The organism is Kosakonia sp. H7A (genome assembly GCF_003028445.1).
In the GTDB taxonomy this organism is placed as follows: domain Bacteria; phylum Pseudomonadota; class Gammaproteobacteria; order Enterobacterales; family Enterobacteriaceae; genus Kosakonia; species Kosakonia radicincitans.
This window is the reverse complement of sequence record NZ_PYTZ01000010.1, coordinates 92,338-106,763: the sequence shown is the minus strand read 5'-3', so window position 1 is coordinate 106,763 and position 14,426 is coordinate 92,338. Positions and strand designations below refer to the sequence as shown.

Annotated in this window: 14 protein-coding genes; 11 read left to right on the top strand and 3 right to left on the bottom strand. The window is 55.3% G+C overall.

What is annotated here, in order from left to right:
• Positions 1–5: 5 nt before the first annotated feature.
• Both CWM66_RS24100 and soxS read right to left on the bottom strand, forming a co-directional pair.
• On the bottom strand, positions 6–2,459 hold the full coding sequence (locus CWM66_RS24100) for an autotransporter outer membrane beta-barrel domain-containing protein (protein WP_158262966.1): 2,454 nt from the start codon (positions 2,457–2,459) through the stop codon (positions 6–8).
• A gap of 344 nt (positions 2,460–2,803) precedes the next feature.
• Entirely contained in the window at positions 2,804–3,127 is a 324-nt protein-coding gene (gene soxS / locus CWM66_RS24095; RefSeq protein WP_007372469.1) for a superoxide response transcriptional regulator SoxS, read from the bottom strand.
• Between the two features lie 81 nt (positions 3,128–3,208).
• Between soxS and soxR the strand changes: the two genes are divergently transcribed.
• From soxR to CWM66_RS24035, 11 genes are all read left to right on the top strand, one after another.
• Positions 3,209–3,667, top strand: coding sequence for a redox-sensitive transcriptional activator SoxR (gene soxR / locus CWM66_RS24090; protein WP_035886898.1), 459 nt, complete (start codon positions 3,209–3,211; stop codon positions 3,665–3,667).
• A gap of 265 nt (positions 3,668–3,932) precedes the next feature.
• Positions 3,933–4,601: a glutathione S-transferase family protein gene (locus CWM66_RS24085; protein ID WP_107147408.1), complete on the top strand. Its 669-nt coding sequence runs from the start codon at positions 3,933–3,935 to the stop codon at positions 4,599–4,601.
• Between the two features lie 300 nt (positions 4,602–4,901).
• Positions 4,902–6,251, top strand: a complete 1,350-nt coding sequence (gene ghxP, locus CWM66_RS24075) for a guanine/hypoxanthine transporter GhxP (RefSeq protein ID WP_043955634.1) — start codon at positions 4,902–4,904, stop codon at positions 6,249–6,251.
• A gap of 136 nt (positions 6,252–6,387) precedes the next feature.
• Positions 6,388–8,034, top strand: a complete 1,647-nt coding sequence (locus CWM66_RS24070; RefSeq protein WP_007372474.1) for a Na+/H+ antiporter — start codon at positions 6,388–6,390, stop codon at positions 8,032–8,034.
• 115 nt (positions 8,035–8,149) lie between these two features.
• Positions 8,150–9,001: a MurR/RpiR family transcriptional regulator gene (locus CWM66_RS24065; RefSeq protein WP_043955630.1), complete on the top strand. Its 852-nt coding sequence runs from the start codon at positions 8,150–8,152 to the stop codon at positions 8,999–9,001.
• Positions 9,002–9,252: 251 nt separating this feature from the next.
• Positions 9,253–10,089 carry a transporter substrate-binding domain-containing protein gene (locus CWM66_RS24060; RefSeq protein WP_007372476.1) on the top strand — a complete coding sequence of 279 codons (837 nt, stop codon included), beginning with the start codon at positions 9,253–9,255 and terminating at the stop codon, positions 10,087–10,089.
• A 2-nt stretch (positions 10,090–10,091) separates the two neighbouring features.
• Positions 10,092–10,724 carry a DUF1989 domain-containing protein gene (locus tag CWM66_RS24055; RefSeq protein WP_007372477.1) on the top strand — a complete coding sequence of 211 codons (633 nt, stop codon included), beginning with the start codon at positions 10,092–10,094 and terminating at the stop codon, positions 10,722–10,724.
• Positions 10,708–11,355 (top strand): urea carboxylase-associated family protein, encoded by a 648-nt coding sequence (locus CWM66_RS24050; protein WP_035886900.1) that lies wholly within the window; start codon positions 10,708–10,710, stop codon positions 11,353–11,355. The genes CWM66_RS24055 and CWM66_RS24050 overlap by 17 nt, the downstream gene beginning before the upstream one ends.
• Before the next feature lie 3 nt (positions 11,356–11,358).
• Positions 11,359–12,009 carry an amino acid ABC transporter permease gene (locus tag CWM66_RS24045; protein WP_072440846.1) on the top strand — a complete coding sequence of 217 codons (651 nt, stop codon included), beginning with the start codon at positions 11,359–11,361 and terminating at the stop codon, positions 12,007–12,009.
• A complete protein-coding gene (locus tag CWM66_RS24040; RefSeq protein WP_079518347.1) occupies positions 12,009–12,677 on the top strand; it encodes an amino acid ABC transporter permease in 669 nt (222 codons plus the stop codon). Before CWM66_RS24045 ends, CWM66_RS24040 begins: the two co-directional genes overlap by 1 nt.
• 14 nt (positions 12,678–12,691) lie before the next feature.
• The gene (locus tag CWM66_RS24035; protein ID WP_007372481.1) at positions 12,692–13,372 is read left to right on the top strand and encodes a DUF1989 domain-containing protein; all 681 of its coding nucleotides are present in this window, start codon (positions 12,692–12,694) and stop codon (positions 13,370–13,372) included.
• A gap of 1 nt (position 13,373) precedes the next feature.
• Here CWM66_RS24035 and CWM66_RS24030 read toward each other — a convergent pair whose 3' ends face one another.
• The gene (locus tag CWM66_RS24030; protein ID WP_007372482.1) at positions 13,374–14,288 is read right to left on the bottom strand and encodes a LysR family transcriptional regulator; all 915 of its coding nucleotides are present in this window, start codon (positions 14,286–14,288) and stop codon (positions 13,374–13,376) included.
• Positions 14,289–14,426 lie beyond the last annotated feature (138 nt).

Below are 14,426 nucleotides of genomic sequence, written 5' to 3'. Positions count from 1 at the left end.
TCCCATCAGAAGAACAGTTTTGCCTCCAGCATTGCCGACGTTTCCCGGTCGCTTTTATTCCCGGCCTGCACACCTACGCTGCCGCGCAGTGAGAAATTCTGCGTAAACTGACCTTCTACTCCCGTTTTAATTTCGGCCGCATTGCGGCTGTCCGTCAGATCAACCCGCGTGCCATCAAGAGATGCGCCGAACTGCCGGGTGTTATGTAGCCAGTTCACTTCGGCGAAGGGCTGGAAGGTGCGGTGCAGACTATTATCCAGCGTGAGGTGGCCGTACAGTCGCACGCCCGCGCGTGCCTGCACGTTGTTGCTCCCCCTGTTTTCGACAGCGGTGCCGTTGGCCTCGGTAAGCGAATCCGCCTTGACGCCCATCCAGGTCAGTTGCGCCTTTGGCTGAAGATAGAGGCCGTTATTTCGGCTGCCCACCAGTTGCCAGCTATAGCCGGATTCAACCGCCGCCGTGAAGCCGCGGGATTTCCAGGTCTCGGTTTCCAGCGTATCGCCGGAAAGGGTGTTATCGAACCAGTTGTACTGCGCCCAGCTATCTATATATGCACCTTCGCGCGTGTCGTTATTCTGCAGCCACGTTGCATAAATACCTGCGCTGTAACCGCTGATCATGCTGCTTGCGTGGTTACCGTTATAGCGGTTTTGCGCGTGACTCTTCTCCCTCGCGTAGCCTGCCATAATGCCCAGTTGGTAACGTTCTTTATCCGTGTTCCACTGGGCAATGTTACCCCCCAACTGCGCAACATAGCGGTTGCTGCGGATATCCAATTGGTTGCCTGGCGTGAACTGGCCGCTATAACCGCCGGTATTACGTAACCACAGGCTGGAGGCCGTTTCCTCACCGTTCGTCTGACGGTCTTGCAGGTGCGTAGTAAACAGGCTGTTGGCCGCCGCCAGGTTGGCGCCATACAGACCCGCTTCCGGGCGTATCGCGCTATTTCCCTGTGCCGGAAGTGCGCTGGTCAGATACCAGTAGGTTGCCGTCTGGTCTTTAGTGTTTTGCAGGGTGTAATCGTATGCGCCAGCGACTATACGATCGCCCTGATGGAACTCGCCGTCAGCTTTCCCGACTACGGCAATCAACCCACTACCTTCTATCGCGCTGGCGCGCCTGCCGCCCAGGTGATTTACCTGCACGCGCGTACTTCCGCTGACATCGCCCGCGATAACCATCTGGCCCGTGGCGGCGGGATCGCTGCTCTGTGTGGCATTAAAGACGAGTGTACTGCCGTTGGTTCCTTCGTAATTGCCTTTAATAATCAGTGTGTTGATCTCTTTTTCTTTACCAGTAGATAATGTTCCGGCATTTTTCAGGCTGCCCTCAATAACTGCATCGCCATTTACAATAATATTGGCGTTATTGATGACGGCTTTGGTGGGGGCATTCATCAGTAGCGTGGCGTTATCAAGCACGATTGCGCCCCGATTTATATTAACCTGCTCAAAACCTCCGGAGGTTTGTTTATCTTTCAGCGTCCATATGGCGTCACCCTCTTTTTCCAGATAATTAATACCGGTGATCGCATTGTTATTGCTGGCATTAATATTGCCCGTATTTAAAAAGCGTGATAACGAAATAGAGGAGTCGCCGTTACCGCTCAACACCAGTCTGTTATTTCTGACGGTATTTTTTTTACTGTCATAAGCGTCATCAATGTTGACCGCGCCGTCAATCCGCCAGCCTTTCTCAAGCGTCAGCGTAAATGATTGCTGACCATCCACACCGATAGCAAAATAACCGGCATCCGTTGCTGAAATAAGCCCGGAGTTCATGATGTCAACATCACTATTCTCCGTAGAAAAAAAGAGGGTTTTTCTGGCGCCGGAAATTTCACCCGTATTAATGACATTTATTTTATTTGCGCTGATGGGGTAAAAGTGCAGAACACCATAATTATCTGAATGCATTGTGCCGTTGTTGATGATATTCAGATCGCCGCCCCGCGCAGAGTGCAGCAGGATGAGGTCATTGTCCGTGGTGAGCATCTTCCCTTTGTTGATTAAGCTGAAGGAAGTCGCTTCGCCTAACGAGGCGGAAAACAAAGAATTCATCACTAAAGTGCCGTTGTTTTCAATGTGCAGGGTAGCGTTTTTCTGCGGCGTGAACAGGAATAATCCCCCTTCGCTGTAAAACTCACCGTTATTCACTAACGAGAGTGAACCACTATAATCTGCACTGAAAAGAACATCAGTTAAATGAATTATTGAGTTGTTTTTTATTGAAATATCCGCATCTTCTTTTTCTGCCAGAATAACATCCGGGCCGATGTTGGTTATTTCATCGAGTGTAAAGTCAATGTGTTTATTATCATTAGCCGAATCAGGCGCGTTAATGCTTTTAATTCGGCTTTTTTCCGGTGGTGTGTAGGCCGTTATCGCTATTGTACTGGTGGCCCATAGTGCAGTAATAACGGCAATAAATACTTTATTGAAAGCATGATGGAGAAGCATATTCATTCCATTGAAAAAATGTATCGAACTTACAGACGTACAGCCCTGTGAATATTTAATGAGGTTCGTCGGCAGAGATAACTGACGTGCTTTATAATGGATTTTCTATTTTATAAGGGTGAAAGACAATCTGTGGTCAGTTAATTCGGAATTTTAATTCCGACCCTGCGCGAAAAGCGGCATTATTCCGCTGAAACAACAATCCGGAAAAATAGTCACTGCATTGAACGCGAATCAGAGAGGAGACAATTTTATCGCTGGTGAGGGAGGATACGGCGGTAAAACCTGGGCGGGCAGTGAAGATTTACCACACCTGCTCGCCCTGAAAGCTGCGTTGATGGTTGTCAGGCCTGGTGCCGGTAATCGCTGGGGGTGCGATCGAATTCACGGCGAAACACCCGCGAAAACGTCTGCTGTGAGACGTAGCCTAAATCCATCGCAATATCAAAAATAGGGCGTTGCGTGGTGCGCAGCGCTTCGGCTGCCAGCAGTAATCGGCGCTGGCGAATATAGTCGCCCAGCGTTTGATGCATCACGGTACGGAACATTCTCTGTAGATACCACTTTGAATAACCTGACTTTCTGGCGACTACATCAATGTTCATTGGTTGGTCGATATGTTCATCAATCCATTCGATAAGTGCCTGAATAATTTGCTGATGGGACATAAAGCTTCCTCATTTCCCGATTCGTCGTTTTGTCTGGGAGCGAGTATAATTCCTCAAGTTAACTTGAGGTAAAGAGGTTTTATGGAAAAGAGAATGCCACGCATTAAAGCACTGCTCAGCCCCGGAGAAGTGGCGAAACGTAGCGGGGTGGCCGTCTCTGCGCTGCACTTTTATGAGAGCAAAGGGCTTATTAAAAGCCTGCGCAATAGCGGCAATCAGCGGCGGTATACCCGCGATGTGCTGCGCTATGTGGCGATCATCAAGATTGCCCAGCGCATTGGTATTCCGCTGGCGACCATCGGCGAAGCGTTCGGGGTTTTGCCGGAGGGGCACACCCTGAGCAAAAAAGAGTGGAAGCAGTTGTCGTCGCAATGGCGGGAAGAACTGGACCGGCGTATTCATACGCTGGTTGCTCTGCGTGATGAGCTGGATGGCTGCATCGGCTGCGGCTGTTTGTCACGCAGTGAATGCCCGTTGCGTAACCCAGGCGATCAGTTGGGGCAGCAGGGCACCGGCGCGCGCTTGCTGGAAGATGACTGAAATGCATAAAAAACTAAAGCGCCCGTTGGGGCGCTTTAGTCGTTTTCCGGTCTTTGTCTTTCGCTCTATCCCGTTCTGTACAGGAGGGTTTCCCCCGACATCAGCACCCCTCAGGTATGTTGGAGGTTCCGGATTGTGCTGATACTTTTAGTGTAGTTTCCTTATGCAAAATTGCTACTTTTTTGCTCAATTTTTTTCAGGAAATTTCATCCGCCGTTCCGCTGATTTTCTATAGTTAATGCGTCAATCCGCACAGGAGTAAACCATGCTTACGGTGCATCACCTGAACCAATCGCGCTCGCAGCGCATTCTCTGGGCTTTGGAAGAGCTGGGCGTGCCGTACCAGATCGTCCGTTATCAGCGTGAAAAAACCATGCTGGCGCCTGAATCGTTAAAAAAAATCCATCCGTTGGGCAAATCGCCGGTGGTGGAAGATAGCGGGCTTATCATCGCTGAGTCCGGTGCGATTCTTGAATATTTGCAGGAAACCTACGATCCCGAACACCGGTTTGCGCTGCAAACGGGAAAAAGCAAACAGGATTATCGCTTCTGGCTGCATTACGCCGAAGGTTCGCTGATGCCACTACTATTGATGAAACTGATAATGACACGCCTTGGCAAACCGCCTGTGCCGTTTGGCGTGCGCAGCGTCGGTAAGCTGCTGGCGAGTGGTGTGGAGAAAACCTTTCTCAACCGACAACTGGAAACCCACGCACGTTTTATTGAAGCGGAACTGGCGCAGCATAGCTGGTTTACCGGCAATCAACTCAGCATGGCGGATATACAGATGAGTTTCCCCGTATTCGCGCTGCTGGCGCGTGGTGGCGTGGATGATTTACCCAATTTACGGGCGTGGAAAAAGCGGGTGGAAATGCGTCCGGCCTGGCAGCGGGCGATTGTCCAGGGCGGGCCGGTTGATTTCCCCGACGGCTAAGAATGTTCGTAATATGTTGCAAAGTTGCGCACCGACGATAACGTTTGCGCATCGTCCGCCTGGATCTTCGCCGCTATAAGCAAAATTTAGCAAAAAGCGGCAAAGTTCAGTTGAAAAGCGCCATATAAACGCTGGATAATCGTTTGCCTTTTTTTGACCACCCGTTGTATGCGCGGAGTTAAACGTTTGCTTTTTTGTGGCCCCTTACCACAACGCAGCACAGGGAGATGACGTTTAACCGGCAGTGGACTGTCCACCACGCAATACAATGCACAATAAAATTCTCAGGGGATGTTTTCTATGTCTACGCCTTCTGCGCGTACCAATGGTTCGCTTGACGCACTGTTTAAAATTTCTGCCCGCGGCAGTACCGTTCGTCAGGAAATCGTTGCCGGTTTAACCACGTTCCTCGCGATGGTCTATTCGGTGATCGTGGTGCCTGGCATGCTGGGTAAAGCAGGTTTCCCGCCTGCCGCAGTTTTCGTCGCCACCTGTCTGGTCGCCGGTGTTGGCTCCATTGTGATGGGGTTGTGGGCGAATCTGCCGCTGGCTATCGGCTGCGCTATCTCTCTGACCGCGTTCACCGCTTTCAGCCTGGTGCTGGGTCAGCACATCAGCGTGCCTGTCGCGCTTGGCGCGGTGTTCCTGATGGGCGTGCTGTTCACCATTATCTCCGCGACCGGCATCCGTAGCTGGATCCTGCGCAACCTGCCACATGGCGTTGCGCACGGCACCGGCATCGGTATCGGCCTGTTCCTGCTGCTGATTGCCGCAAACGGCGTTGGTCTGGTGATCAAAAACCCGCTGGACGGTCTGCCGGTTACGCTGGGCCACTTCGCCAGCTTCCCGGTGATCATGTCGCTGATCGGCCTGGCGGTGATTATCGGTCTGGAAAAATTGAAAGTGCCGGGCGGCATCCTGCTGACCATCATCGGCGTTTCCATCGTTGGCCTGATTTTCGATCCGAGCGTGCACTTCTCCGGTATTTTCGCCATGCCATCGCTGAGCGATGACAAAGGCAACTCGCTGATCGGCAGCCTGGATATCGTGGGTGCGCTGAACCCGGTGGTGTTGCCGAGCGTGCTGGCGCTGGTGATGACGGCGGTGTTTGACGCCACCGGTACTATCCGTGCGGTAGCGGGCCAGGCTAATCTGCTGGATAAAGACGGCCAGATCATCGATGGCGGCAAAGCGCTGACCACCGACTCACTGAGCAGCGTCTTCTCCGGTCTGGTTGGCGCGGCGCCGGCTGCGGTGTATATCGAATCGGCGGCAGGTACGGCGGCAGGCGGTAAAACCGGTCTGACAGCAATTACCGTCGGCGTGCTGTTTCTGTTGATCCTGTTCCTCTCTCCGCTCTCTTATCTGGTTCCGGCGTATGCCACCGCGCCAGCGCTGATGTACGTAGGTTTGCTGATGCTGAGCAACGTGGCGAAAATTGATTTTGCTGACTTCGTGGATGCGATGTCCGGCCTGATCACCGCTGTGTTCATCGTGCTGACCTGTAACATCGTTACCGGCATCATGATCGGTTTCGCCTCGCTGGTGATTGGCCGTGTAGTTTCCGGTGAGTGGCGCAAGCTGAACATCGGGACTATCGTGATTGCGGTTGCACTGGTTGCTTTCTATGCAGGCGGCTGGGCAATCTGAACCATAAACGGTTACATAATGGGCGACTCCGGTCGCCCATTTTTTTTGCCCACAGCCCGGTTTCTTTGCGTTAAGCTGAATGCTCTGGCCTCAAGGTCTGAGACCGCTATAACAAAACATCGCAAACAGGGAACGCATGGAAATATTTTTTACCATTCTTATCATGACGCTCGTGGTATCGCTCTCGGGCGTCGTCACGCGTGTACTACCTTTTCAAATCCCGCTGCCGTTGATGCAAATTGCCATCGGCGCACTGCTGGCCTTTCCCACATTTGGCCTGCATGTCGAGTTCGATCCCGAACTGTTTCTGGTGCTGTTTATCCCGCCGCTGCTGTTCGCTGACGGCTGGAAAACACCGACGCGCGAGTTTCTCGAACATGGCCGCGAAATCTTCGGCCTTGCGCTGGCGCTGGTGGTGGTCACCGTGGTTGGGATCGGCTTCTTAATCTACTGGCTGGTGCCAGGCATTCCGCTGGTGCCCGCTTTCGCGCTGGCGGCGGTGCTGTCGCCAACCGATGCGGTGGCGCTCTCCGGCATTGTCGGTGAAGGGCGCATTCCGAAAAAAATCATGGGTATTTTGCAGGGCGAAGCGTTGATGAACGACGCTTCCGGCCTGGTGTCACTGAAATTCGCCGTCGCCGTGGCGATGGGCACGATGGTTTTTACCGTCGGCGGCGCTACGGTCGAGTTTATGAAAGTGGCGATTGGCGGCCTGCTGGCGGGCTTTGTGGTGAGCTGGCTGTACGGCCGTTCGCTGCGTTTTCTCAGCCGCTGGGGCGGCGATGAACCGGCCACGCAAATCGTGTTGCTGTTCCTGCTGCCGTTTGCTTCTTATCTGATTGCGGAACATATCGGCGTCTCCGGCATCCTGGCCGCCGTTGCGGCGGGGATGACAATTACCCGTTCCGGCGTTATGCGCACCGCACCACTGGCGATGCGTCTGCGCGCTAACAGCACCTGGGCGATGCTGGAATTTGTCTTTAACGGCATGGTGTTCCTGCTGTTAGGCCTGCAATTGCCGGGGATCCTGGAATCGTCGCTGGTGGCGGCGGAAGCCGATCCGAATGTCGAAACCTGGATGCTGTTCACCGATATCGTGCTGATTTATGCCGCGCTGATGCTGGTGCGTTTCGGCTGGCTGTGGACGATGAAGAGGTTCAGCCTGCGTTTCTTACATAAAAAGCCGATGGAATTTGCCTCCTGGAGCGATCGCGAGCTGCTGATCGCCACCTTCGCCGGGGTTCGCGGGGCCATCACGCTGGCCGGTGTACTCTCCATTCCGTTGCTGCTGCCTGGCGGCGATGTCTTCCCGGCGCGTTACGAACTGGTGTTCCTTTCCGCCGGGGTGATCCTCTTCTCGCTGTTCGTTGGCGTCATCGCGCTGCCGTCGCTGTTGCAACATATTGAAGTGCGCGACCACGCTCAGCAGCACAAAGAAGAGCGGATGGCGCGGGCGGCGACTGCCGATGTGGCGATTGTCGCGATCCAGAAAATGGAAGAGCGCCTGGCGGCGGATGCCGAAGAGAATATCGATAACCAGTTGCTGACGGAGGTCAGCTCGCGGGTGATTGGTAATCTGCGACGCCGCGCGGATGGGCGCAATAACATCGAAAGCTCATTGCAGGAAGAGAATCTGGAGCGCCGTTTCCGTCTGGCGGCGCTGCGCTCTGAACGCGCCGAGCTTTACCACCTGCGCGCCACCCGGCAGATCAGCAACGAGACGCTGCAAAAACTGCTGCACGACCTCGATTTGCTGGAAGCGTTGCTGCTGGAAAATAAATAATTACCTTCCGGGGCGGGCTTTCCCGCCCCTTTCCCCGCGCCATAAAAATCTAAAATTCTGGTGACATCCGGGCATGCTCTGTGCAGGATGAGGTTTTTCATTTCAGGGAATTACCATGAGTGCAAAAACGGCATCGCTAGAAGGCCGGATCCGACAGCACTGGGATCAACTCTCCAGCCACGAGCAGCGGCTGGCAGATGTACTGCTTGCCGCTCCTGGACAACTGGCGATGAATACCGCCACCGAGCTGGCGCAAAGCGCAGGCGTTTCCAAAGCCACCACCACCCGTTTTTTCCGCCATCTTGGTTATGAGAGTTATGAAGCAGCACGCCGCCAGGCGCGCGAAATGCAAAGCAGCGGATCGCCGCTCTACCTGCAAGCCGCGCCGGGCGCATCGCCGATGGACAGCGTAATGCAGCAGCATCTGGAAAAAGAGATCGCTAACCTGGTGAACAGCTACCGCACGCTGGATAGCGCGCAGTTGCAGGAGGCGATTGCCGCCATTGCCCAGGCGCGTCGCGTGGTGGTGATGGGCTGGCGGCACAGCCAGACTATTGCGCAATTGATCTATCGCGACCTGGTGCATGTGCACTCCGATGTGCGATTGTTGCCGCGGCCTGGCGATTCGCTGGCTGAACATCTGGCGGCGCTCGGCCCACAGGATGTGGCGATCTGCGTTGGCCTGCGGCGGCGAATGCCTGCGCTGGATGCCGCCATGAGCGCGCTGGCGGAACGGCAAGTGCCGATGCTTTACCTGGCGGATGTGCTCTCCGGCAAACCTGCGCGCCATGCGCAATGGGTGGTTCGCTGCCACACCGATGGCAGTATGCTCTTTGACAGCACCGTCGCCCTCTCCGGCGTGTGTAATCTGCTGTGTTCGCTGGTGGCCCGCCAGATGGGCAAAAGCGGCAACGATCACCTTGCGCAGGTTGAAGCGCTGCATCAATCCCTCGACGAACTCGAATAACGCCCCATTCTGGCGCAGGTTGCGCCAGATTTTTCCCCAAAAGAGTGCCTGTCGCCTTACCCTGGCTGGTGTAGCGCCGCTCTTTAAGAAACAATAGAAATTCAAATGAAAATTAAAGAAACAAATGTTTCTTTATGATTTTATGAAGAAAAGATGTTTCTTGTGATGACGGTTTAAGCCGTGGTGAAAAAACTGGCACAAAAAGTGCTCATCAGAAAAAGACATTTCACCAACACCAGGGAAACACCACAATGAAAAAAACAGCACTGCTGATCGCCGCTCTTCTTTCCGTGGGCACACTGGCGCAGGCACAGGCCGATACGCTGTCCGACATCAAGAGCAGCGGCAAAATGACGGTCGGCATCGACCCCACCTTTCCACCGTATGAATACACCGACGATAAAGGCGAGATCACCGGGTATAGCGTGGCGATCATGCAGTCGTTCGCCAAAGATCTCGGTGTGAAACTGGAGTTTCAGAAAACCGCATTCAGCGGCATTTTGCCGGGGCTGATTTCCGGGGCGTTCAATGCCGAAGGCTCCACGCTTAATGTGACGGCCGAACGTGCCAAAAAAGTGCTTTTTACCGTGCCTTACAGCAAAACGGTGAACGGCGTTCTGGTGCGTGAGGATGAAGCGAAAGCCCTGAGCGGCAAGCCGCTGAGCCCGGAAAGTCTCTCTGGCCTGCGCGGCGCGGTGAAAACTGCCAGCGTGCCGGAGCAACTGCTTAAAGGCTTTAATAGCGAGCTGAAAAAAGCCGGGAAAAAACCGATCACCATCATCAGCGTCGATTCCCTCGATCAGACTGTCAGCACGCTGATGACCAAACGCGCCGATTTCGTCTATGACGATATTTCAGTGCTGGCACCCGTGGCGAAAAAGTATGCCGGTAAAGTCGCGCAGGTGGGCGAAGTCGGGCCATCGCAATGGATGGCGTGGGCGACGCGCAAAGAGGACAGCAGCCTGAACAAAGCCATCAGCGACCACATTCTGGCGATGCAGAAAAGCGGTCAGTTGGCCCAACTGCAACAGCAGTATCTCGGCACCACCTTTACCGTTCCGGCCAGTGATTTCATTCCTCAGGAGTAATTATGTGCCAATCCCACCTGACGGTTCCGGCGGGCCACGGCAAAACCTTCCGTGTGCGTAAAGGGCAGTTTATTACCGTTATCGACAGTGAAGGGCAGCAGGCCGCCGATTTTGTGGCGGTCAATGCTGACAATCTGAACGAGAAGTTATCGCCGGTGCATACCCGTCAGCAGTTGCGCTCGCTCTTTTTTGCACCGGGCGATGCGCTGTGGTCGAGTGAAAACCGCCCGCTGCTGCGCATCGTTGCCGACACGATTGGCATTCACGACGCCAACGTACCGGCCTGCGATCGGACGCGGTTTAGCGTTGATTTCGGTGTCGAAGGGCACCGCAACTGCGTGGATAACCTGCTTGAAGGGATGAAAGCGCACGGCGTGACGTACTTTACGTTGCCGGAGCCGTTCAACCTGTTTCAGAACGGCCCGGTTACCGCCGACGGGCGTATGGAAGTGACCGATCCGCACAGTAAAGCCGGGGATTACATCACTTTCGAAGCCCTGTGCGATCTGATTTGCGCCGTCTCATCCTGCCCGCAGGACATCATTCCTGGCAACGGGTTACAGGTGACGCCGATTGATATCCGCATCAGCGACCACTTCCCCACAGAGGAGACGCACCATGTTGTTAATGCGTGAGGAATTCGTGGAAAACGCGGTGCGCCCGCTGGCGGCACCGGTGGATGTAGCCGCCGGAAGCGTCGGATCGATTCGCGTGCTGCGCGGCCAGTTATTGCGCATCACGGCAATGGGCGATGGCGCAGTGGCGTCGCTGTTTGGCTTTAGTGTGGAGGATCCGGCGGTCTGGCTCTCGGTGCACCACACGCGTGTATTCAGCAACAGCTACCTGCTCGGTTCTGGTATGCGTATGGTCACTAACCGCCGTCGCCCGATGATGGTGTTAGGTAAAGATCGCGTGAAACGCCACGACCTGCTGCTACCGGCATCGACCCGCGCGTTTCTGGCGGAAAAGGGCTATGACGGCGAAGGGTGTATCGAAGCCGTCAGCGCAGAACTGGCGCGACGGGGGATGAACGTGCCAAAACTGCCCGATCCCATCAACCTGTTTATGCATGTCCGCTTAACGCGCGACGGCCGCATTGTGCCGGAAACCAATCTCACGCAGGCAGGCGACAGCATTACCTGCCGGGTGGTGATGGATACGCAGTTTATTGTCTCCGCCTGCAATACCGGCATTGAGGGGAATGATAAACCCGCGCCGCTGCGGTTGTCGGTGGCGGAAAACCTGACCGGCTTTGGCCCGGAGTAATTAATGGGGCTGGATCAACAGGTACTGACCGCGCTGCCGGAGTTAGGGCGCGGGTTGCTGATGACGCTGCTGTTAACCGTGCTGGCGTCGCTGGTGAGTGTGGTGATGGGGCAACTCGGTTGCTTCCTGCAACTGCGCCGGGCCTGGATCTGGCGAACCTTCGGCCGCTTGTATGTCAGCCTGATGCGCGGGACGCCCGCGATTGTGCAACTGTTTGTGGTGTTTTTTACCCTGCCGAAACTGGGGCTTGGCGGGCAGCCGTTGCTGGCGGCGGTGCTGGCGATCGGTTTAAACAGCGGCGCGTATGTTGCTGAAATCCTGCGCGTTAACCGAGGCCTGGTCACGCCCGGGCAACTGGAAGCAGCGCGGACGCTGGGGCTGAGCCGCCTGCTCACCTGGTGGTATGTCATTAACCCGCAGGTGTTGCGCGCCAGTCTGCCGATGCTGGTGAATGAGTTCACCATTCTGCTGAAAACCACGCCGCTGGCCTCGGTGGTGGCGCTGACGGAGCTGACGTTTGCCGGGCAGATCGTCATCGCGCGTACCTATGAAGCCACGCAGGTACTGTTGCTGGTGGCGGCGGGATATCTGTTGATTGCGCTGCCGCTGACCACTCTTGCGCGGCGGCTGGAAGCGAAACGGAGGCCGGCATGATGGACTGGCAGGCCATTATTGATGCGCTTCCCTCGCTGGGTGAAGGGATGGCGGCAACATTGCAACTCTGCGCGATGGCGGCGATCTGTTCGTTGCTGTGGGGAGCGTTAATGGCGGCGGCGTTAATGCGAGCGTCACGCTTCTGGCAGTGGTTATTGCGGGTGTACAGCAACATCACGCTGGCGCTTCCGCTGCTGGTGGTGATTTATCTGCTCTATTTTGTGCTGCCGGAGTATGGCATCACGCTCTCATCGCCGGTTGTCGGCGTGCTGGCGTTAACGCTCTATTACGCGCCCTATATTGCGCAGGTGATCCGCGCGGCCATTGAGGCGTTGCCCAAAGGGCAGTGGGAAGCCTGCCGGGTTCTCGGACTCAGCCGCCGCGAGCAGTTGCGCGATGTGGTGCTGCCGCAAACCCTGCCGCAGATGCTGTCGCCGCTGGTTGGTCTGATGATCGGCCTGATTAAAGACTCGGCCCTGCTGTCGATTGTCTCGGTACAGGAGTTTATGTACGCCGCCAAACAGGCGATATCGGAAACCTATGCGCCGCTGGAGATCTACCTGACGGTCGCGCTCTGTTACTGGCTGCTGAACAGTCTGCTTGACTGGCTGGCGCGCCATTTTGAATCCCGTATGACGCGCTATCGTCGCGGCATGCAACATGAATAAACCAGGAGAGAATCATGTCTGCTGAATTGCAGCACCGTGAGGTGGTTACGGTTCCGGCACGTTATGGCAAAGCCGTGCGCTTAAATAAAGGGGAAGCGGTGCAGGTGATCAATCTGCACGGTACGCAGGTGGTGGATTGCTGGGCCTATAACGCCAGCGATGTCAGCGAATATATGTGTATGGAAGCGACAAGAGTATGGAATCAGCGCCTCAATCCGCGCGTGGGCGACAGCTTTATCACTGACCAGCGCCACCCGATTCTGACGCTGGTGGCGGACACTTCACCGGGCGTACACGACACATTTATGGCCGCCTGCGATGCCCGCCGTTATGAACTGTTAGGCTGCACCGAGCCGCATCGTAACTGCCATGACAATCTGCACGAAGGGATGGCGGAACTGGGCGTGATGCTGCCCCATGGCAATCTCGCATCCTTCAATATTTTCATGAATATCCAGGTGCAGCCGGATGGCATTACCCTGAAGACGCTGCCGGTCGTGACGAAGCCAGGGGATTACATCATTCTGCGCGCGGAGATGGATTGCTATGTGGCATTTTCGGCCTGCCCGCAGGATATCGTCAGCATTCAGGGGCAGGGAGATAACACCCCGCGCGATGTGGAAGTGCGTATTCTGACGGCAGGATTTCCGCAGGTGAATCTGCAAGGGCCGTGGGTGCCGGGCAACGCCGCCTGAGTTACGCTTTCCCCGTGGGCAATGATGGAGCGTCCGACTCAAGCCAGAACCCTTCACAACAGCTTAACCACGCCTGCGCACTGTGGGAAAGATAGACGCCTTCGCGCCAAATCATCCCCAGTTGCCAGCGTAAATCGCTCTGCAAAGGAAGCCAGCGCAGGGTTTGTTTATCCAGCCGCTGGCAGATCGGTTCCGGCAGAATGGCTATGCCGACGCCCGCCTGCACCATCGCTGCCAGAAAATCCCACTGCCCGCTCCGCACAGCGATGCGCGGCTTCACGCCGTGCTGATTAAAGAGCTGCATCAGCTGGCGGCTGAGGGCAAAATCTTCGTTGTAGATAAGCAAAGGGTGCTCGCCTAACTCTTCCGGCGCGACCGCTTCGTGTTTCAGCCAGTTGCCGGAGCGAGGTACCAGCACACACATTGGGTAGCTGAACAGTGGCATTGTCGCTAAGCCGCTGTCATCTTCAACCGGCAGCGCGGTCATCGCCAGATCCAGCTCGCTATTGCTTACCGCATGCTGCACCGTCAGACCGCCAAATTCGGCAATTTTCAGCTCGACGCCGGGATAACGCTGGCGAAACAAGCTGATCGGCCCGGCCATCAGCATGCCCACCATTGGCGGAATGCCGAGGCGCAACAGGCCTTTGTTCAGATGATTGATATCGCCAAGCTCCGTTTCCAGTTGCCGGAATTCGGCGAGGATCGCCATGCCGCGTTCAAACACCACGCGGCCGGTATCGGTCAGCAGTAATTTGCGACCATCGCGAATCAACAACGTGCAGTTGAGTTCATCCTCAAGATTTTTCAGCATCTTGCTGATGGTCGGTTGGGTGACGAACAGGCGCTCCGCCGCGCGGGTGAAACTTTGCTGGCGTACCACCTCGACAAAATAGCGCAGCGTTCTGATGTCCATAATGATTCCCTGGAACTCTGTATGCGATGAGTTTAATTCATTTCGGCAATGGAAGTGCGCTCTCTGTAACGGCGTCTCACTGAATTTATTGGAAAACGAGTATAAGGGCGCTTACCGGTTCTGATGGTACTGTATGTC